We start from the raw sequence: 17,330 nt of genomic DNA on the forward strand, positions 1-17,330 counted from the left end.
TCTGGCGATATGCGATATCGTGATGTCGGACCGTTATCGAGAATGCTCGATGTCATGCCCGGAATGCCTTTCTGCCCGTGACCTCGGCATATTATTGACTTGAGAGGCCACGAATCATGGAATTTCTGCTTATTTCCGTCCTGCACAAGCCGCTGTGGATGTGGTTGCTGTTTCTGGCGGTCGTCACGGCGCTGCTGGTGTTCGATCTGGGTGTCCTGAACAAGAAGGACCACGAGATCGGCGTCGCCGAGAGCTTGAAGCTGTCGGCGATGTATATCGTGCTGGGGCTGGCGTTTTCCGGCTTTATCTGGTGGCAGATGGGCGGCGAGGCAACCGCGCAATATCTGACCGCCTTCGTTGTCGAGAAATCGCTGGCGATGGACAATATCTTTGTCTTTGCGCTGATTTTCAGCTTTTTCGCCATTCCGCGGATCTATCAGCACCGGGTGCTGTTCTGGGGGATCATCGGCGCCATCGTGCTGCGCGGCGTGATGATCGGGCTGGGCGCGACCATCGTCGAAAACTATCACTGGGTGCTGTATCTGTTCGCGCTGTTCCTGATCTTTACCGGGATCAAGATGCTGTTCTCGTCCTCGGACGAAAAGCCGGACCTGCAAAACAACGCGGTGCTGCGGTTCCTGCGCAAGCGGCTGAACGTGACCGACAAGATCGAGGGCCATGCCTTCATCATCCGCCAGCCCGACCCCGAAACCGGCAGGCTGCGCCGCTATGCCACGCCGCTGCTGATGGCGCTGGTGCTGATCGAGGTCGCCGATGTGGTCTTTGCCGTCGATTCGGTGCCTGCGGTCTTCACCATCACCACCGATCCCTATATCGTCTATACCTCGAACATCTTTGCCATTCTGGGGCTGCGTGCGCTGTATTTCGCGCTGGCGGCGATCCTGCACCGCTTTGCCTATCTGAAATATGCGCTGTCGGTGCTGCTGATCTTCATCGGCTCGAAACTGTTTGTCGCCGATGCCTTGGGATGGGAGAAATTCCCGCCGGAATGGTCGCTGGGGATCACATTTGCGATCCTGTCGGTTGGTGTCATCTATTCGATGTATAAAACTGGCAAGACCCCGCCCGAGGACAGCGCCCAGCCTGCGGTGATACAGGAACGGAAATGACCTCTCTGCGACGCGACAGGGACCGAACAGGCAAGGCGCCCCCCAGACGGCTGGGGGGCGTCCGGCCATCCGTGGCCGGGGTGGCCCGATGAAGGATCCCGCTTCCGGCACGCCCGGTCCGCAGCCGCAAAAGCCGTTCTCAGAGCTGCTGCAAGAGATCGGCGCGGACGAACGGATCGAGAGGGTCTCGGTCGCGCTGCTGCTGGAGGCGATGAGCGCAAGGGCCTTCGGCGCCATGCTGCTGATCTTCGCACTGCCCAATACCATCCCCAACATTCCCGGTACCTCGGCCATTCTGGCGATTCCGCTGCTGTATCTCAGCGGGCAGATGCTGACCGGGCGCCCGCCGCATCTGCCGCAGGCGATTGCCGGCCGCTCGATGGCGCGCGGGGATTTCGCCCGCATGGTTGCCCGCCTGGCCCCGGCCGTCGCGCGGGCCGAACGGCTGTTGCGACCAAGGCTGCATGCGCTGGTCAGCCCGATGGCGCACAGATTCATCGGCGCATTGTGCATGATCCTGTCGATCGTGCTGATCCTGCCGGTGCCTATGGGCAATATGTTGCCTGCCCTGGCACTCAGCGTTATTGCGCTGGGATTGTTGGAGCGGGACGGGTTATGGGTGCTGAGCGGCGTGATCGTCGCCATATTATCGCTGGTGATTGTGTCGGGTGTGATATGGGCCCTGATCAGAACTGCCGCTTTTGTGCTTGCGAACGTGCTCGCTTGACGAAATCCTGCACCGGCACGCTTGAACCGACCTGACGGATATTCCGACTTATGTTTCTGGAAATTGCGATTGTTTTCACCCTGACCCTGTTCAACGGGTTGCTGGCGATGTCCGAGCTGGCCATCGTTTCGTCCCGGACGGCGCGGCTGAAGGTCATGGTCGACCAGGGCAGCAAGGGCGCGGCCACCGCCATCCGCCTTGCCGCCGATCCGGGGCGGTTCCTGTCCAGCGTCCAGATCGGGATCACGCTGGTCGGCATCCTGTCGGGGGCCTTTTCCGGGGCGACGCTGGGGGTGCGGCTGACCGAGGCGCTGATCGAATCCGGGGTCTCGGCCCGGATGGCGCAGCCGCTGGCGGTGGGCGGCGTGGTCATGGTCATCACCTATCTGTCGCTGATTCTGGGCGAGCTGGTGCCGAAACAGATCGCGCTGCGGTCCCCCGAAGCGATGGCGGTGCGGGTGGCGCCGCTGATCGCGGGGATCGCCACGGTGGCCGCGCCGGTCGTGTGGCTGCTGGACGTGTCGGGCAAGCTGGTGCTGTCGGCTTTGGGCCAGTCCGGCGACGACGGCAACGGAATTTCCGACGAAGAGGTCCGCATGGTCATCGCCGAGGCGCAGGTGGCCGGCGTGATGGAACAGGCCGAGACCCAGATGATCGCCGGTGTCATGCGCATCGCCGACCGCACCGCGCGGCAGCTGATGACGCCACGCCGCGAGGTCGATCTGGTCGAGGCCGATGACAACCCCGCCGCCGTTGCCAGCAAGTTCCGCGAGACCGGACGCGCCCGCCTGCCGGTGCGCGATGGTTCGGATGACGAGATCATCGGCGTGCTCAGCTGGCGCGATTTTCTGGAGAACACGCCGGATGACGGAACCGTCCGCGACCGCATCATCGATGCTCCGGTCGTGCGCGAGGGGCTGCCCGCGCTGGACGTAATCGAGCATATGCGCAAGACGCCCGCCCATATCGCGCTGGTCTATGACGAATACGGCCATTTCGAGGGGATCGTCACGCCCATGGACGTGCTGGAGGCGATCACCGGCGAATTTCTGGACGAAGACGACGACGAGCCCAAGATCTTCCGGCGCGAGGATGGCAGCCTGCTGGTGGCGGGCTGGATGCCTGCCGATGAATTCGCCGATGCGACGGGGATCAGCCTGCCTGCGGATCGCGACTATGCCTCGGTCGCGGGCATGGTGATCGATGTCGCGGGCACGCTGCCGGCCATCGGCAGCCATGTCGAGATGCAGGGCTGGCGGATCGAGGTGGTCGATCTGGACGGGCGGCGCATCGACAAGCTGCTGGTGCAGAAGCTGTCGGATATCGAAGCGTAGGGTTTGCTGGCGCAGCGGGGGCGCCGCCCCCGCACCCCCGAGGTATTTGTCAGGAGTGCGAGGGAGGCAGGGGGCGTGTCGGCGCTGGTCAGTTCAGGCCCAGAACGTCGGCCATGTCATATTCGCCCGGACCCTTGTCCTGTCCCCACAATGCGGCGCGGATGGCGCCACGGGCGAAGAGGGCGCGGTCATTGGCGATATGACGCAGGATCAGGCGTTCACCCTGACTGGCGAAGATCACGTCATGTTCGCCCACGATATCGCCGCCCCGGATGGCGGCAAATCCGATACTGCCGGTCGGGCGGGCGCCGGTGATGCCGTCGCGTGCCGGGGTGCGCAATTCGCCAAGGGTGGCGCCCCGGCCTTCGGCGGCGGCCTCGCCCAGCATCAGCGCCGTGCCCGAGGGGGCATCGACCTTGTGGCGGTGATGGGATTCGACGATCTCGATATCCCAGTCCTCGCCCAGAGCCGCCGCGACCTTGCGTGTCAGGCTGACCAGCAGGTTGACGCCAAGGCTCATGTTGCCCGCGCGGATGATCGGGGCATGGCGGGCCGAGGCGGTCAGCTGTTGCAGGTCCTCTTCGTCGAAGCCGGTGGTGCCGATCACATGCACCGCCCGCGCCTGCGCCGTCAGTTCGGCATAGGCCAGCGTCGCCATCGGCGTGGTGAAGTCGATCACCGCCTGCGCCTGCGCAATCACCGGGACGGCCTGATCGCTGACCATGATGCCGACCGGGGCAAGGCCCATCGCCTCGCCGATATCGCGGCCCAGCCAGCCATGTCCGGGCCGTTCCAGCACGCCGACCAGCCGCGCCTCGTCGCTTTGCAGCAGCATCCGGACCAGCTTTTGTCCCATCCGGCCCGATGCGCCGGTCACCACGATGCCCGGCTTGTCCACGATTTCCGTCTGCGCCATGTCACTCATCTGTCATCCCCCACGGTTTCCTGCGTCATATCCCGTTGCGGCGCGGGCCGCGACCCCCTACATCGGGACGCATGGCACAGAACCGTTTTTCTCATGGACAAGGCCCGTCGCAGCGTCAGTTGCGCGTGGGCGAACTGATCCGGCGCACGCTGTCGGATGTGTTGTTGCGTGGCGATGTCCATGACCCCGACCTGAACCGGCATTCCATCACCGTGGGTGAGGTGCGGACATCGCCCGATCTGAAGGTGGCGACGGCCTATGTCCTGCCTCTGGGCGGGCATGGGGCCGAGGATGCGCTGGCCGCCCTGCGCCGCAACACACCCGAGTTGCGCCATCTGGTTGCCAAGGGTCTGACGCTGAAATACGCGCCGCAGTTGCGTTTCCAGCTGGACGAGACCTTCGACCGCATGGACGATACCCGCCGCCTGTTCGCCGATGAACGGGTGCGCCGCGATGTCGAATCCGGGGAAGATGATGAGGATTGATCTGCAGCGCCGTCTTGGCGTGGCGTTGGGGGTGCTGATCGCGATGGCGCTGCCCGCCGCAGCCGATGGTTGCGAAAGGTTGCGCCATGACGGTCAGGGCTATGTCGTCTGTCAGATCGGCGCGGCGCAGGAACCCGCCCTGCGGCTGTGGCAGGACGATGACCGGGGTCAGCCGCTGCGCAACTTCAACAATGTGCGCCGGATGCTGGGGCCGGATGAAAGCCTTGGCTTTGCGATGAATGCGGGCATGTATCACGCCGATTTCCGCCCCGTCGGCCTGCTGGTCATCGACGGGCAAGAGATCTCGCCCATCGTCACCGGCGGCAGCAACGACAATTTCGGCATGCTGCCCAACGGCGTGTTCTGCACCGGCGGCGCGCGTCCCTTTCAGGTGATCGAGAGCCGCGCATTCGCCGCAGCCCGTCCCGATTGCCGTCTGGCCACGCAATCCGGTCCGATGCTGGTCATCGACGGCGATCTGCATCCGCGCTTTCTGGTCGATTCCGACAGCCGCTATATCCGCAACGGCGTCGGCGTCTCGCCCGACGGGCAAAGGGCGTGGTTCGCGATTTCCGACCGGGCGGTGACGTTCCACGAATTCGGGCGGCTGTTCCGCGATGGCCTGGGCGTGCGCGACGCGCTGTATTTCGACGGCTCGATCAGCAGGCTTTATGCGCCATCGGTCAATCGCGCCGATTTCGGCCGCAGCCTCGGGCCGATCATCGGGCTGGTGGACAGCACCGGCTGACCATCCGGCTTGACGGATCATCCCGCGGCCGCTATCCCGCCGCCTTCGCATCTCTCAGAGGATCCCATGGCACGCAAGAAGGGCCGCGACATCAATGGCTGGCTGATCGTCGACAAGCCCGCGGGCATCACCTCGACCTCGGTCGTGAACAAGGTCCGGTGGGCGCTTGAGGCGAAAAAGGCCGGCCATGCCGGGACGCTGGATCCCGATGCAACCGGCGTTCTGGCCGTGGCCCTGGGCGAGGCGACCAAGACCGTCAGCTATATCACCGACGCGCTGAAATGCTATGATTTCAAGGTGAACTGGGGCGCCGAGACCACGACCGACGATGCCTCGGGACAGGTGATGCGCGACAGCGCCACCCGCCCCACGGCAGACGCCATCCGCGCCGCGCTGCCCGCATTCACCGGCCAGATCATGCAGGTTCCGCCCGCCTTTTCGGCGGTCAAGGTCGATGGCGAACGCGCCTATGACCTCGCGCGCGAAGGCGAGGAACTGGAACTCGCCGCCCGCCCGCTCTGGGTCGAAAGCCTGATCTTGCTGGACAGCACGCCGGATCAGGCGAAGCTGGAAATGGTTTGCGGCAAGGGCGGCTATGTGCGCTCGATCGCGCGCGATCTGGGCCGTGAACTGGGCTGCCTTGGCCATGTCGCTCATCTGCGCCGCACATGGTCCGGCCCGTTCGAGGCTGATGACGCAATCCCCTTCGACCGTATCGACCGCGAGGCGCGGGACTGGCTGGACACTCAGCTTCTGCCACTGGAATCCGCGCTTGACGATATGCCGATGCTGCGCGCCACCCCCGACGGCGCCCGTCGCATCCGCAACGGCAACCCGGGCGAAGTGACCGGCACCGCAGAATGGGGCGAGGCGGTCTGGGTCAGCGACGGCGAAGGCCCGGTCTGCATCGGCCGCTATCAGGGCGGCACGGTCCAGCCCGAGCGCGTCTTCAACCTTTAAGCATCCACCCCTCGCACTCCTGACAAATACCTCGGGGGTGTGGGGGCAGCGCCCCCACTCGTCGCGGGACGCAGTTACTGCCCGATCTCCTCGACCTGCACCGCCACATCCAGCCGCTCGGCCCCCGCGCCCGCAGTGGTTCCTGTCGCCACCCCCCGGATAGGTGCCGCGTCCGACGCATCAAGCCCCGATCCCAGCCGGACATAACGATCATCCGGGCAGCAGCCATTGGCGGCGTCGAAACCGACCCAGCCCAGACCCACGACATGGATTTCGGCCCAGGCATGGGCGGCGTCATGGGGCTGGCCATCGACGGTCGAATGTAGATAGCCCGAGACATAGCGCGCCGGCAGATCGCGCAGCCGCGCCAGGGCGATCAGCGCATGGGCGTGGTCCTGACAGACGCCCTCGCCCAGGGCCAGCGCCTCGGCGGCGGTGGTGTGCATCTCGGTCACGCCGGGGCGATAGGCGATGGCCCCCGCCACGGTCGAGGACAGCTTATGCGCCAGATCCAGCGCATCCGTTGCCGCATCGACCGATGCCGCCAGCGCCTTCAGCGCCGCATCGGCCTTGGTGGCGCGGGTGTCGCGCAGATAGGTCAGCGGATGGACGGTTTCGCGATGGCCGCGCAGCACGCCCGCCGTGTCGCGGGTCTCGATATGGCCGGTGATGCGCACGCTGACCTGCTCGGTCGGGCCGCGCACGGTCCAGCCCTCGATCCAGTCGCCCGCGCCGTCGCGAAACGCGGCGCCGCGAATGCCGCCCGAGACCTCGATCCGCCATTCCTGCACCCGCTGCCCCTCGAAGACCGAGGGCGTCAGCCGCAGGCTCTGGACCAGATTGCGGATCGGATGATCATAGGCATAAGCCGTTTCATGCGAGATACGCAGCTTCATCACGAGCCCCCCAGCAGGTAATCCTGATGCACCAAAGCGGAAATGGTGCCGATCTCTCCGATGAACCATGTCAGGAATTCATGCAGGCCTTCGTCGAAGATCATGTCGATATCGTGGCCTTGCAGCCTCTCCAGCACCTCGCGGGCCTTGTCGCGGGCATTGGTCGGCACCTGCTCGCCGTAACGCTTGGCCAGCCCCTCCAGCTGCCAGGCGGCCTCGTAAAGCGAGGTGATCAGCGAACGCGGGTTTTCCCCGTTCAGGATCAGGAAATCGGCCACCTGACCGGCGGTGATGTCGCCGCCATAGGCCCAGTGATAGGCCCGATGCGCCGACAGCGCCCGCAGGATTACCTGCCATTGATAGGTATCCAGACCCGACCCCACGAATTCGATCCGCGGCAGCAGCACGAAATATTTCACGTCCAGCAGCCGGGCGGTGGCATCCGCGCGTTCCAGCCCATAGCCCAGATTCATGAAATGCCAGCCATCGTTGCGCAGCTGCGTCGCATTGATCGCGCCCCGCACGGTCGAGGTATGCGAGGTGGTCAGGTCGGTCAGCGTCGCCGTGTCGATGCGCGAACGCGGCGTCTGCTCGATCCGGCGCAGCTCCTGATAGGTGACGTTCAGCGCGTCCCAGACCTGCGATGTCAGCGCGGTGCGCACGATCCGGCCGCTTTCGCGCGCCTTTTCGATGCAGGACAGGACCGAGGACGGGTTCTTGCGGTCGAAAAAGATGAAATTCTCGATCTTTTCCTGCGTGACCTCTCCATAGGCGTCGGCAAAGATCCGCGCCGTCCCCGAGGCCTGCAAAAGCGAGTTCCATTCGTTGCGATAACCGGCCTCGGTATTGGGCAGCAGCGTGATGCGCTGGCCCACATCCAGCAGGCGGGCGGCGGTTTCGGCGCGTTCCAGATGGCGGCCCATCCAGAACAGGTTGGAGGCAGTGCGGCTGAGCATCTTTGTTCCCCCTTATTCCGACAGGACCCAGGTGTCCTTGACGCCCCCGCCCTGCGACGAGTTGACGACAAGGCTGCCTTCACGCAGCGCCACCCGGGTCAGCCCGCCCGGCACCAGCTCGATCCGGTCGCCGCACAGGCAGAAGGGGCGCAGATCGACATGGCGCGGCGCGATGCCCTGTTCCACGAAGGTCGGGCAGGTGGACAGCGCCAGCGTCGGCTGGGCGATGTAATTGCCGGGATCGGCCTCGATCTTCTTGCGGAAGGTCTCGATCTCGTCGCGGGTCGCCTTGGGCCCGACCAGCATGCCATAGCCGCCTGATCCGTGAACCTCTTTCACCACCAGATCGGCCAAGTTCTCCATCACATAGCGGTAATCGTCATCCTTCCACAGCGTCCAGGTCTGCACATTGTTCAGCAAAGGTTCCTCGCCCAGATAGAAGCGGATCATCTCGGGTACGAAGGTATAGATCGCCTTGTCATCGGCCACACCCGCGCCCGGCGCCGAACAGATCGAAACCCCGCCCGAGCGATAGACATCCATCAGCCCCGACACGCCCAGCATCGAATCGGGCCGGAAGCACAGCGGGTCAAGGAATGGATCGTCGATCCGGCGATAGATCACATCGACCCGTTTCGGCCCCTGCGTGGTGCGCATGAAGACGAATTCGCCATCGACGAACAGATCCTGCCCTTCGACCAGTTCGACCCCCATCAGATTGGCCAGGAAACTGTGTTCGTAATAGGCGCTGTTGAAGTGACCCGGGGTCAGGATCACGCAGGTCGGGCGATTCTGGCATTTCTTCGGCGCCACCGATTCCAGCGTCCGGCGCAGCAGTTCGGAATACTGGTCCACCGGCTCGATCCGGTTTTCGCGGAACAGTTGCGGGAACATGCGCATCATGATCTCGCGGTTTTCCAGCATATAGCTGACACCCGAGGGCGTGCGGCAATTGTCCTCCAGCACATAGAAATCGTTCTTGCCCGTGCGCACCAGATCTATGCCGATGATATGGCTGTAGATTCCGCGTGGTGGCACCATACCGACCACGGATTTCTCATAGGCGACGTTCTGAAAGACCAGCCTTGCGGGGATGCGCCCGGCGCGGACGATCTCGGCCCGGCCATAGACGTCGCGCAGAAATGCGTTCAGCGCCCGCGCACGCTGCTTGATGCCGCGTTCCAGCCTGCGCCACTCGGCCTGCTCGAAGACGCGCGGCATCATGTCGAAGGGAATCAGCCGGTCCGGATCGCCGCCCTCGCCATAGACGGCGAAGGTGATGCCGATGCGGCGGAACAGCGCTTCGGCCTCGGCCTGCTTCATCTGCCGGAAATCGTCGGGCATGGTTTCGACCCATTCGCGCAGCCGGGCATAGGGATCGCGAACCTGATCGTCCTCATACATCTCGTTGTAATGAATCACACTGTCCCTCATTACCATACCGCTTTGCCGGTGGTCTTGCCGTTTGATGATCCGAGACTGTCCGGCCCGGGACCACATCCCAACCGTGGATTTTGGGTGAAAGTTCCACATTTCTGGGGGTGCAGGGCGCGTCGTCTGCCCCGGAAGCGGGCGATCTGCCCAAAAATGCGGCAACCCGCGACCTGCCGGTTCGTTCAAATTGTCCGTTTCCGGCGTCGCAGAGGATTGGCGCGCTTACCGGATGGTAACCAATGGCGGTTATGCAGATGGGCGGAACGCAATGGAAAGGACCGGCTGATGCAGCTGACCAGGGTCGCCACCAGTGACGAAGTGGTCATCGTCGTGAACGAATCGCGTATCGACGCGGCGGTGGCCATGCGCTTCAAGGACCGGATGCGCCAGCTTCTGGGCGGCACGTCCCAGCCGGTGGTCATCGACATGCGGGCGGTGCAGTTTCTGGACAGTTCCGGGCTGGGCGCGATCATCGCCCTGCGCAAGGCGATGGATGACGCGCGGCCGCTGACGCTGCTGGGTCTGACGCCTAATGTCGAACGGGTATTCCGTCTGACCCGCATGGATTCCGTCTTCGATATCCGCCCCGCCGACCCCCCGACAGAGGAGCAAGCGACATGAACCCTTCAGGACGGCAGAGCGCCGGAATCGATGGCCGCGTCGCGGCGCGGACCGAACCGATGTTCAATCAGGTGCTGCCCGCCCATCCGCGCGCTGTGCGCAAGGTGCTGCACGATATCCGCAGGCGCTTTAGCGGAGAAGTCAGCGAGGACACTCTGGGCCGGTTGGAGCTGGTGCTGGCCGAGGTGATGAACAATGTCGCGGAACACAGCCGCGGGCCTGCCTGCGACGCTGGAACGGTGGTTGGCCTGTCGATTCATGTCTCGATCGTGCGGCATGTCTCGGGACTGTGCTGCGCGATCACCGATAACGGCATCTCATTGCCGCCCGATTGCCTGATCCCGCGCAATCCGCCGCCACCTGTGCGGTCCGCTTTGCCCGAGGGCGGCTGGGGCTGGTACATCATCCACGATCTGACGCAGGCGCTGTGCTATTACCGCGAGGGGCAGCGCAACTATCTGGCCTTCAACCTGCCCTTTGGCGACGATGTGCTGCGCCACTGATCCGGGCACAGAGTCCGGTCAGTTCAGGTGATATTGCAGCGGATAGCGCCCATCGACGAAATCGCCGAACTGCTCGACCACATCGGGGTGGTCCAGCGGTTCGCCCGAACTGTCGGGGATCAGGTTCTGCTCGGACACATAGGCGACGTAATAGGTCGCCTCGGTCTCGGCATAGAGGTGATAGAAAGGCTGATCCTTCGCCGGGCGCGCATCCTCGGGGATGGAATCATACCATTCCTGCGTATTGGAAAATTCCGGATCGACATCGAAGATGACACCCCGGAAGGGGCGGTGCCGATGCCGGACGATCTGTCCAAGACCATATTTCGCGATGCGGCTTTCACACTGCATACTGACGATTCCATCACGTTAACGGGCAAATGCCGGGCTGACAGGTCTTCTAATCCCGCGCGCGCGTTTTGTCCACCGGATGCACGGCATTTGCCGTATCGGGCTGGCCCAAAAGCCTATGGCGCAGGCGCGGTTCCGGCCTCTTCGGCGGTCAGCGCGACGGTGGATATCGCCATCTTGGCCGATCCCTCGGTCAGTTCATTGGCATGGGCGACATAGACCAGCACCCGATTCTGCCGGTCAAGGATGCGCCGCACCCGCAGGGATTTGAAGATCAGCGACCGGCTTTCGCTGAACACCGTCTCGCCCGAGCGTCCGGTGGCGATGGTGGAAATGTCGATGGCGCCGGTGCGCGCGCATTCGATGGCGCTGTTCGAGGGGTCCTCGAACCAGTTGCCCTGCCGCAGCCGGTCCAGCACCGAACGTTCGAAATAGGCCAGATGGCAGGTCACGCCGCCGACCTTCGGGTCATGGATCGCCTCGACGATGATGTCATTGCCGATCCAGTCCACGCCGATCTTGCCGATCTCCTCGGCGGCGGCGGGGGTGGCCAGCATCAGGGCCGCAGCCAGCAGCAGATGTCGCATGTCATTCCCCCGGCAGCAGGGGTTCGCGGCCCCCGTCGGTCAGAAGATGCACCCCATCGGCCTCGATGACAACCGCCGCCAGAGGCCGCCCCCAGCCCGCGCCGCCATCGATATTGACGCGGTTGCCATAATGGGCCGGATGGTTCTGCGCGGTATGCCCGTGGACGATCAGCGGGCCATGCGCGGCGGTGCTGTCCAGAAAGGGCTTGCGGATCCAGACCAGATCATCCTCGGCCTGATCCTGCAGATCGACGCCCGGCCGGATCCCGGCATGAACGAACAGCGCCAGCGGATGCAAAAACCACAGCGGCAGGCTGTCCAGAAACAACGCATGTTCGCGCGGCACCGCACGCAGCGCCTCGGCATGCAGGCGCGGCTCATCCAGCCGCGCATCCACCCCATAGGACGCCAGAGTCTCTGCCGCCCCCAGCCCCGGATGCCGCGTCCAGGGCAGCGGATTGGACAGGTTGGGGTCGATCCAGCCCGGATCGCGCAGGTATTTCGGCAGGAAACGGTCGTGATTGCCACGGGTGACGATCCAGTTCTCGCCCCGGTCCTGTCCGTTCAACAGATAGTCGATTACGCCGCGCGAATCGGGGCCGCGATCGATCAGATCGCCCACATGCACGATCAGCGCATCGCGCCCGCCATCCCGAAAGATCCGATCATGCGCGGCGCGCAACTGCCCGGATTGTCCGTGAATGTCGCCTATCGCATACAGCCGCATCCCAAGCCCCATTCCGGCAATCATCCGCCCGCAGACACAGCGCGCCTACGGGCGTTTCTGGTTCAGATCTCGAATTTCAGGCGCCGGGCCTGCAGGAATTTGCCGGTATTCTGCAGGGTCGCCAGTGCCTCGTCGGTAATCGCCTCATCCAGATACAGGATCGCGATGGCATCGTCACCCGCCGCCGAACGGCCAAGCGTGAAGTTGGCGATGTTGACGCCCAGATCGCCCAGGGTTCCCCCCAAAGCGCCGATGACGCCCGGCACGTCCCGGTTGCGGGTATACAGCATGTGCTCGCCCACCTCGGCATCGATATTGATGCCGCGGATCTGGATGAAACGCGGCTTGCCGTCGCTGAACACCGTGCCCGCGATCGAGCGTTCGCGCTTTTCCGTCACCACGGTCAGCTTGACATAGCCCTCGAACACGCCGCCCTTGTCCTGCGTGGTGGTGGTGACCTGCACGCCGCGCTCCTTGGCCATGACCGGGGCCGAGACCATGTTCACATCCGGATTCGTGGCCTTCATCACCCCCGCGATCACCGCCGCATTCAGCGCGTTCAGGTTCATCTCGGACACCACGCCGTCGTAAAGGACGTTGATGGCCTTGATCGGCTCATCCGTCATCTGGCCGACAAAGGCCCCCAGATGCGCGGACAGCTTGATCCACGGCCCCATGACCGAGGCCTCTTCGGCGGTGACCGAGGGCATGTTCAGCGCATTCTGCACCGCGCCGGTCAGCAGGTAATCCGACATCTGCTCGGCCACCTGCAATGCCACATTCTCCTGCGCCTCGGTCGTCGAGGCCCCCAGATGCGGCGTCACCACCACATTGGGCAGGTTGAACAGCGGGCTCTCGGTTGCGGGCTCGACCGCGAAAACGTCAAAGGCGGCACCTGCGACGCGGCCATCCTTCAGCGCCTCGGCCAGCGCCTCTTCATCGACCAGCCCGCCGCGGGCGCAGTTGATGATCCGCACGCCGGGCTTCAGCTTCGCGATCGCCTCGCGCGACAGGATATTGCGAGTCTTGTCGGTCAGCGGCACATGGAAGGTGATGAAATCAGCGCGGCCCAGCAGGTCCTCGAACTCGACCTTGGTGACGCCGATCTCCTTGGCGCGCTCCTCGGACAGGAACGGATCATAGGCCAGCACTTTCATATGCAGCCCCAGCGCCCGGTCGATCACGATTGATCCGATATTGCCCGCGCCCACGACCCCCAGCGTCTTGTTGAACAGCTCGACACCCATAAAGCGGTTCTTCTCCCACTTCCCGGCATGGGTCGAGGTGCTGGCCTCGGGCAGTTGCCGCGCCACCGCGAACATCATCGCGATGGCATGTTCGGCGGTGGTGACGCTGTTGCCGAAAGGCGTGTTCATCACGATCACGCCCTTCTTGCTGGCCGACGGAATATCGACATTGTCCACCCCGATCCCCGCGCGCCCCACCACCTTCAGATTGGCCGCCTTTTCCAGCAGCTTCTCGGTCACTTTCGTCGCGGAGCGGATCGCCAGCCCGTCATATTGCCCGATCACCTCGGCCAGCTTTTCCTTGTCCTTGCCCAGATCAGGCATGTAATCCACCTCGACCCCGCGATCGCGAAAGATCTGGACGGCGGTTTCCGACAGTTTGTCAGACACAAGAACCTTCGGCATGTCATTCTTCCTCATCAGCGGCACCCGCTCACCCAGGGGCGCCTTGTTCATCTTTGGTGTTCAAATATCCAAGGGGGCCGCGGGCGACGCGCAGCGCCCCCGCCCGCCGCGGGACGCAATTACTGCGCGTCCAGTTCCACGCGGTAAGCCCATTCGATCCACGGCATCAGCGCCGCGACATCGGATGCCTCGACCGTTGAGCCGCACCAGATCCGCAGGCCCGGAGGCGCATCGCGATAGGCGCCCGCGTCCAGCGCCACGCCTTCCTTCTCCAGCCGCTTGGCGACAGCCTTGGCAAATGCCGCCCCGTCCCTGATCGCCGGATCGGTGAATTTCAGACAGACCGAGGTGGTCGAGCCCGTCGCCGGATCCTCGGCCAGATCGGCGATCCAGTCTTTGCCCGCGATGAAGTCCCGCACGGCGGCGGCATTGGCATCTGCCCGCGCGATCAAGGCCTTCACGCCACCCAGCGATTGCGCCCATTTCAGCGCGACCAGATAATCCTCGACCGCCAGCATGGATGGCGTGTTGATCGTCTCGCCCTTGAAAATGCCCTCGATCAGCTTGCCGCCCTTGGTCAGGCGGAAGATCTTCGGCAGCGGCCGGTCGGGGGTATATGTCTCCAGCCGTTCGACCGCGCGCGGCGACAGGATCAGCATCCCATGCGCGCCTTCGCCGCCCAGAACCTTCTGCCAGCTGAACGTGACCACATCCAGCTTCTCGAACGGCAGATCCATCGCGAAGGCAGCAGAGGTCGCGTCACAGATGGTCAGCCCTGCGCGGTCCGCCGGAATGGCATCGCCATTCGGAACCCGCACGCCGCTGGTGGTGCCATTCCAGGTGAACACCACGTCCCGGTCGAAATCCACTTCCGCGAAATCGACGATCTGGCCATAATCGGCCTTGCGCACCGTCGCATCCAGTTTCAGCTGCTTGACGGCATCCGTGACCCAGCCTTCGCCAAAGCTTTCCCAGGCCAGCATTTCCACGGGGCGCGCGCCCAGCATGGTCCACATCGCCATTTCGACCGCGCCGGTATCCGAGCCGGGAACGATGCCGATGCGGTAATCGGCGGGCACGCCCAGAACCTCGCGCGTCAGCTCGATCGCCTCGGCCAGCTTCGCCTTGCCGATAGAGGCACGGTGAGAGCGACCAAGCGGAGCATCCGCCAGCAGGTTCAGATTGTAATGGGGGATCTTGGCACAGGGGCCCGAAGAAAAACGCGCGTTGACCGGCCGCGCAGCCGGGATCATCAGATCTTTCATGACTAGCCTTCCAGCTAAAAGCCCTTCGTTGGGGAAGGGTGTCCCGCCGCCCGGATACGCCGTGACCGGCTCTGGCGCAAGCAAAAACTTTCGCGTAAGGCCGCAGCAATCCGAAAGACCAGCATCCCCGAAGGAAACGAGGCCAAGCCATGTTCATTGTCTCTCTGATCGCCGCGCCGGGCCGTTCGCATATCGAACAATCGCTGCTGGATGGGCTGGCCGACAAATGGGGCGGGAACGCACAGCGCTGGCTTGCGCCGCAACTCGCGGCGGAATTCACCATCGCGCAGCAGCCCGACAATGCGGAACAGGTCTGGACCGATCTGCAAACCATCGGCATCGATCTGGCCATCCAGCCGCAGGCGAACCGGCGCAAAAGGATCCTGTTGGCCGATATGGATTCGACCATGATCGGGCAGGAATGCATCGACGAACTGGCCGATATGGCGGGTGTCGGACCACGCGTCGCCGCGATCACCGCACGCGCCATGAATGGAGAACTGAACTTCCACGAATCACTGATCGAGCGTGTCGGCCTGCTGGCCGGCCTGCCCGAAACCGTCATCGACGAGGTTCTGGCGACCCGAATCACCCTTGCTCCGGGCGGGCGCGAACTGGTGGCGACGATGCGGGCGAATGGCGGCCATACGGCGCTGGTCTCGGGCGGGTTCACCGCGTTCAGCGGCCCGGTGGCGCGGATGCTGGGCTTTGACGAACATCGCGCCAACAACCTGCTGGCCGATGGTGGCGTGCTGACCGGCCATGTCGCGCTGCCGGTTCTGGGCCGCGAAGCCAAGGTCGAGGCGCTGCGCGACATCGCCGCCGCGCGCGGCTTGGCGCCCGATGACGTGATCGCGGTGGGCGACGGCGCCAACGATCTGGGCATGCTGCAACTGGCAGGGGCGGGCGTGGCGCTGCATGCCAAACCCGCCGTGGCGGCTCAGGCAAACATCCGCATCAATCACGGCGATCTGACGGCGCTGCTCTATCTGCAAGGCTACGCGGCCGGGGAGTTCGTCACGGGCTGATCGCCGCCACGGTCTCGGCGGCGGGCCGCGCCACGGCCTGCGCCGCACCGGATCCCGCCCAGAAGGCGCCATAACCGGTCTCGCCCCGCGCCATCGCGGCGGCATTCAGCGCCTTGCCCGCGTCATAGGCCACGGGATAATCGGGCGCGTGATCGCCCTCCATTGCGGTGAACAGGTTTTCCATACAGCGCGCCGGCCGCCCCGAGATCGCCCGCGTCATCACCGTGCGCGCCCGCGACAGCGCCTCGCGATGGGCCGCCGAACTGGCGGCTTCGGGCGCGCGCAGAAACGCCGTGCCGCATTGCACCGCCACGGCCCCGGCCTCGATCGCGGCTTGGGCGTCGTCGCGTGTCATGATTCCACCGGCGGCGATCAGCGGCAGGCCAATCCCCCGCAGCCGGGCCAGCAGGGGCAGGGTTTCCAGCGCCTCGTCGGGGGCCTCGGGGTCGAACATGCCGCGATGCCCGCCCGCCTGCCAGCCCTGCGCTACGATCCCGTCCAGCCCGGCATCCAGGATCGCCCGGCCCTCGGCCTCGCTGGTGGCCGAGGCCAGCAGGCGCGCACCGGTGGCCCGCAGGCCGGCGATCTGATCGGCATTTGGCAGCCCGAAATGGAAGCTGACAAAGGCAGGCCGCGTTTTGGCCAGCAGTGCCAGCATCGCCTCATTCACCCGAAAACTCTGATAGATCTCGTGCAGCGCCTCGGGCGGTTCGGCGCCAAAGCCAGCGAAAACGGGTTTCAGCCGAACCAGCCAGCGGCCCTCGTGCAGGTGGTTGCGCCGGGCCGGGGCGTGGCAGAACAGGTTGACCCCGAAGGGCCGGTCTGTCAGCGCCCGCATCCGCGCGATGGCGCGCCGCGCCCCCGCCACGTCCAGCGCCCCCAGCGCGACAAAGCCCAGCCCGCCCGCATTGCACACAGCCGCAGCCATTTCCGGCGTCGAAACCCCGGCCATCGGCGCCTGAATCACCCGATGCTTCAGATCCGTCAGCATTCCCGCCCTC

General features: G+C 64.5%; 19 protein-coding genes. 9 read left to right on the top strand and 10 right to left on the bottom strand.

What is annotated here, in order from left to right:
• The first annotated feature begins 116 nt into the window (after positions 1 to 116).
• From JHW40_RS03790 to JHW40_RS03800, 3 genes are all read left to right on the top strand, one after another.
• Complete coding sequence (locus tag JHW40_RS03790) at positions 117 to 1,130, top strand: TerC family protein (protein ID WP_090611125.1); 1,014 nt, start codon at positions 117 to 119, stop codon at positions 1,128 to 1,130.
• A gap of 88 nt (positions 1,131 to 1,218) precedes the next feature.
• Positions 1,219 to 1,857: an exopolysaccharide biosynthesis protein gene (locus JHW40_RS03795; protein WP_090611124.1), complete on the top strand. Its 639-nt coding sequence runs from the start codon at positions 1,219 to 1,221 to the stop codon at positions 1,855 to 1,857.
• 50 nt (positions 1,858 to 1,907) lie between these two features.
• Positions 1,908 to 3,191, top strand: coding sequence for a hemolysin family protein (locus JHW40_RS03800; RefSeq protein WP_090611123.1), 1,284 nt, complete (start codon positions 1,908 to 1,910; stop codon positions 3,189 to 3,191).
• Positions 3,192 to 3,279: 88 nt separating this feature from the next.
• Here JHW40_RS03800 and dapB read toward each other — a convergent pair whose 3' ends face one another.
• On the bottom strand, positions 3,280 to 4,092 hold the full coding sequence (gene dapB, locus JHW40_RS03805; protein WP_170851770.1) for a 4-hydroxy-tetrahydrodipicolinate reductase: 813 nt from the start codon (positions 4,090 to 4,092) through the stop codon (positions 3,280 to 3,282).
• 95 nt (positions 4,093 to 4,187) lie between these two features.
• On the opposite strand from dapB, the gene rbfA reads away from it, so the two are divergent.
• From rbfA to truB, 3 genes are all read left to right on the top strand, one after another.
• Positions 4,188 to 4,601: a 30S ribosome-binding factor RbfA gene (rbfA, locus tag JHW40_RS03810; RefSeq protein WP_090611122.1), complete on the top strand. Its 414-nt coding sequence runs from the start codon at positions 4,188 to 4,190 to the stop codon at positions 4,599 to 4,601.
• Positions 4,591 to 5,349, top strand: coding sequence for a phosphodiester glycosidase family protein (locus tag JHW40_RS03815; protein ID WP_090611121.1), 759 nt, complete (start codon positions 4,591 to 4,593; stop codon positions 5,347 to 5,349). Before rbfA ends, JHW40_RS03815 begins: the two co-directional genes overlap by 11 nt.
• A 66-nt stretch (positions 5,350 to 5,415) precedes the next feature.
• Entirely contained in the window at positions 5,416 to 6,309 is an 894-nt protein-coding gene (gene truB, locus JHW40_RS03820; protein WP_090611120.1) for a tRNA pseudouridine(55) synthase TruB, read from the top strand.
• 74 nt (positions 6,310 to 6,383) lie between these two features.
• Here the strand turns inward: truB and JHW40_RS03825 are convergent, their stop codons facing one another.
• Genes JHW40_RS03825 through JHW40_RS03835 form a run of 3 tightly spaced genes read right to left on the bottom strand, consistent with a single transcriptional unit; the run spans position 6,384 to position 9,565 of the window.
• Complete coding sequence (locus JHW40_RS03825; RefSeq protein WP_090611119.1) at positions 6,384 to 7,205, bottom strand: transglutaminase family protein; 822 nt, start codon at positions 7,203 to 7,205, stop codon at positions 6,384 to 6,386.
• A complete protein-coding gene (locus tag JHW40_RS03830) occupies positions 7,205 to 8,161 on the bottom strand; it encodes an alpha-E domain-containing protein (protein ID WP_090611118.1) in 957 nt (318 codons plus the stop codon). The genes JHW40_RS03825 and JHW40_RS03830 overlap by 1 nt, the downstream gene beginning before the upstream one ends.
• Before the next feature lie 12 nt (positions 8,162 to 8,173).
• Entirely contained in the window at positions 8,174 to 9,565 is a 1,392-nt protein-coding gene (locus JHW40_RS03835) for a circularly permuted type 2 ATP-grasp protein (RefSeq protein ID WP_419182467.1), read from the bottom strand.
• 315 nt (positions 9,566 to 9,880) lie between these two features.
• Between JHW40_RS03835 and JHW40_RS03840 the strand changes: the two genes are divergently transcribed.
• Positions 9,881 to 10,216, top strand: coding sequence for an STAS domain-containing protein (locus JHW40_RS03840; RefSeq protein WP_090611116.1), 336 nt, complete (start codon positions 9,881 to 9,883; stop codon positions 10,214 to 10,216).
• Entirely contained in the window at positions 10,213 to 10,719 is a 507-nt protein-coding gene (locus JHW40_RS03845; protein WP_090611115.1) for an ATP-binding protein, read from the top strand. The genes JHW40_RS03840 and JHW40_RS03845 overlap by 4 nt, the downstream gene beginning before the upstream one ends.
• 18 nt (positions 10,720 to 10,737) lie before the next feature.
• Here JHW40_RS03845 and hspQ read toward each other — a convergent pair whose 3' ends face one another.
• From hspQ to JHW40_RS03870, 5 genes are all read right to left on the bottom strand, one after another.
• Entirely contained in the window at positions 10,738 to 11,070 is a 333-nt protein-coding gene (gene hspQ / locus JHW40_RS03850) for a heat shock protein HspQ (RefSeq protein ID WP_090611114.1), read from the bottom strand.
• Between the two features lie 116 nt (positions 11,071 to 11,186).
• Complete coding sequence (locus JHW40_RS03855) at positions 11,187 to 11,657, bottom strand: CreA family protein (RefSeq protein ID WP_090611113.1); 471 nt, start codon at positions 11,655 to 11,657, stop codon at positions 11,187 to 11,189.
• 1 nt (position 11,658) lies between these two features.
• Positions 11,659 to 12,384 (bottom strand): metallophosphoesterase, encoded by a 726-nt coding sequence (locus tag JHW40_RS03860; RefSeq protein ID WP_090611204.1) that lies wholly within the window; start codon positions 12,382 to 12,384, stop codon positions 11,659 to 11,661.
• 62 nt (positions 12,385 to 12,446) lie between these two features.
• Entirely contained in the window at positions 12,447 to 14,036 is a 1,590-nt protein-coding gene (serA, locus tag JHW40_RS03865) for a phosphoglycerate dehydrogenase (protein ID WP_090611203.1), read from the bottom strand.
• 119 nt (positions 14,037 to 14,155) lie between these two features.
• Complete coding sequence (locus JHW40_RS03870) at positions 14,156 to 15,301, bottom strand: phosphoserine transaminase (protein WP_090611112.1); 1,146 nt, start codon at positions 15,299 to 15,301, stop codon at positions 14,156 to 14,158.
• A gap of 149 nt (positions 15,302 to 15,450) precedes the next feature.
• Here JHW40_RS03870 and serB point away from each other — a divergent pair, with 149 nt between their 5' ends.
• Positions 15,451 to 16,329, top strand: a complete 879-nt coding sequence (serB, locus tag JHW40_RS03875; protein WP_090611111.1) for a phosphoserine phosphatase SerB — start codon at positions 15,451 to 15,453, stop codon at positions 16,327 to 16,329.
• On the opposite strand, the gene JHW40_RS03880 is transcribed toward serB, so the two are convergent.
• On the bottom strand, positions 16,319 to 17,320 hold the full coding sequence (locus tag JHW40_RS03880; RefSeq protein ID WP_090611110.1) for an NAD(P)H-dependent flavin oxidoreductase: 1,002 nt from the start codon (positions 17,318 to 17,320) through the stop codon (positions 16,319 to 16,321). The genes serB and JHW40_RS03880 overlap by 11 nt on opposite strands.
• Positions 17,321 to 17,330 lie beyond the last annotated feature (10 nt).

This window comes from Paracoccus alcaliphilus (assembly GCF_028553725.1).
GTDB classification, from domain to species: Bacteria; Pseudomonadota; Alphaproteobacteria; order Rhodobacterales; family Rhodobacteraceae; genus Paracoccus; species Paracoccus alcaliphilus.

What these genes read in the sequence shown, in the direction of transcription:
- JHW40_RS03855 (WP_090611113.1), bottom strand. Translation starts at nt 11,657, where the DNA reads ATGCGACATCTGCTGCTGGCTGCGGCCCTGATGCTGGCCACCCCCGCC.
- JHW40_RS03860 (WP_090611204.1), bottom strand. Translation starts at nt 12,384, where the DNA reads ATGCGGCTGTATGCGATAGGCGACATTCACGGACAATCCGGGCAGTTG.
- rbfA (WP_090611122.1), top strand. Translation starts at nt 4,188, where the DNA reads ATGGCACAGAACCGTTTTTCTCATGGACAAGGCCCGTCGCAGCGTCAG.
- hspQ (WP_090611114.1), bottom strand. Translation starts at nt 11,070, where the DNA reads ATGCAGTGTGAAAGCCGCATCGCGAAATATGGTCTTGGACAGATCGTC.
- JHW40_RS03795 (WP_090611124.1), top strand. Translation starts at nt 1,219, where the DNA reads ATGAAGGATCCCGCTTCCGGCACGCCCGGTCCGCAGCCGCAAAAGCCG.
- JHW40_RS03790 (WP_090611125.1), top strand. Translation starts at nt 117, where the DNA reads ATGGAATTTCTGCTTATTTCCGTCCTGCACAAGCCGCTGTGGATGTGG.
- JHW40_RS03825 (WP_090611119.1), bottom strand. Translation starts at nt 7,205, where the DNA reads ATGAAGCTGCGTATCTCGCATGAAACGGCTTATGCCTATGATCATCCG.
- JHW40_RS03870 (WP_090611112.1), bottom strand. Translation starts at nt 15,301, where the DNA reads ATGAAAGATCTGATGATCCCGGCTGCGCGGCCGGTCAACGCGCGTTTT.
- JHW40_RS03800 (WP_090611123.1), top strand. Translation starts at nt 1,908, where the DNA reads ATGTTTCTGGAAATTGCGATTGTTTTCACCCTGACCCTGTTCAACGGG.
- JHW40_RS03880 (WP_090611110.1), bottom strand. Translation starts at nt 17,320, where the DNA reads ATGCTGACGGATCTGAAGCATCGGGTGATTCAGGCGCCGATGGCCGGG.
- JHW40_RS03815 (WP_090611121.1), top strand. Translation starts at nt 4,591, where the DNA reads ATGAGGATTGATCTGCAGCGCCGTCTTGGCGTGGCGTTGGGGGTGCTG.
- serA (WP_090611203.1), bottom strand. Translation starts at nt 14,036, where the DNA reads ATGCCGAAGGTTCTTGTGTCTGACAAACTGTCGGAAACCGCCGTCCAG.
- JHW40_RS03835 (WP_419182467.1), bottom strand. Translation starts at nt 9,565, where the DNA reads ATGTATGAGGACGATCAGGTTCGCGATCCCTATGCCCGGCTGCGCGAA.
- truB (WP_090611120.1), top strand. Translation starts at nt 5,416, where the DNA reads ATGGCACGCAAGAAGGGCCGCGACATCAATGGCTGGCTGATCGTCGAC.
- JHW40_RS03845 (WP_090611115.1), top strand. Translation starts at nt 10,213, where the DNA reads ATGAACCCTTCAGGACGGCAGAGCGCCGGAATCGATGGCCGCGTCGCG.
- serB (WP_090611111.1), top strand. Translation starts at nt 15,451, where the DNA reads ATGTTCATTGTCTCTCTGATCGCCGCGCCGGGCCGTTCGCATATCGAA.
- JHW40_RS03830 (WP_090611118.1), bottom strand. Translation starts at nt 8,161, where the DNA reads ATGCTCAGCCGCACTGCCTCCAACCTGTTCTGGATGGGCCGCCATCTG.
- JHW40_RS03840 (WP_090611116.1), top strand. Translation starts at nt 9,881, where the DNA reads ATGCAGCTGACCAGGGTCGCCACCAGTGACGAAGTGGTCATCGTCGTG.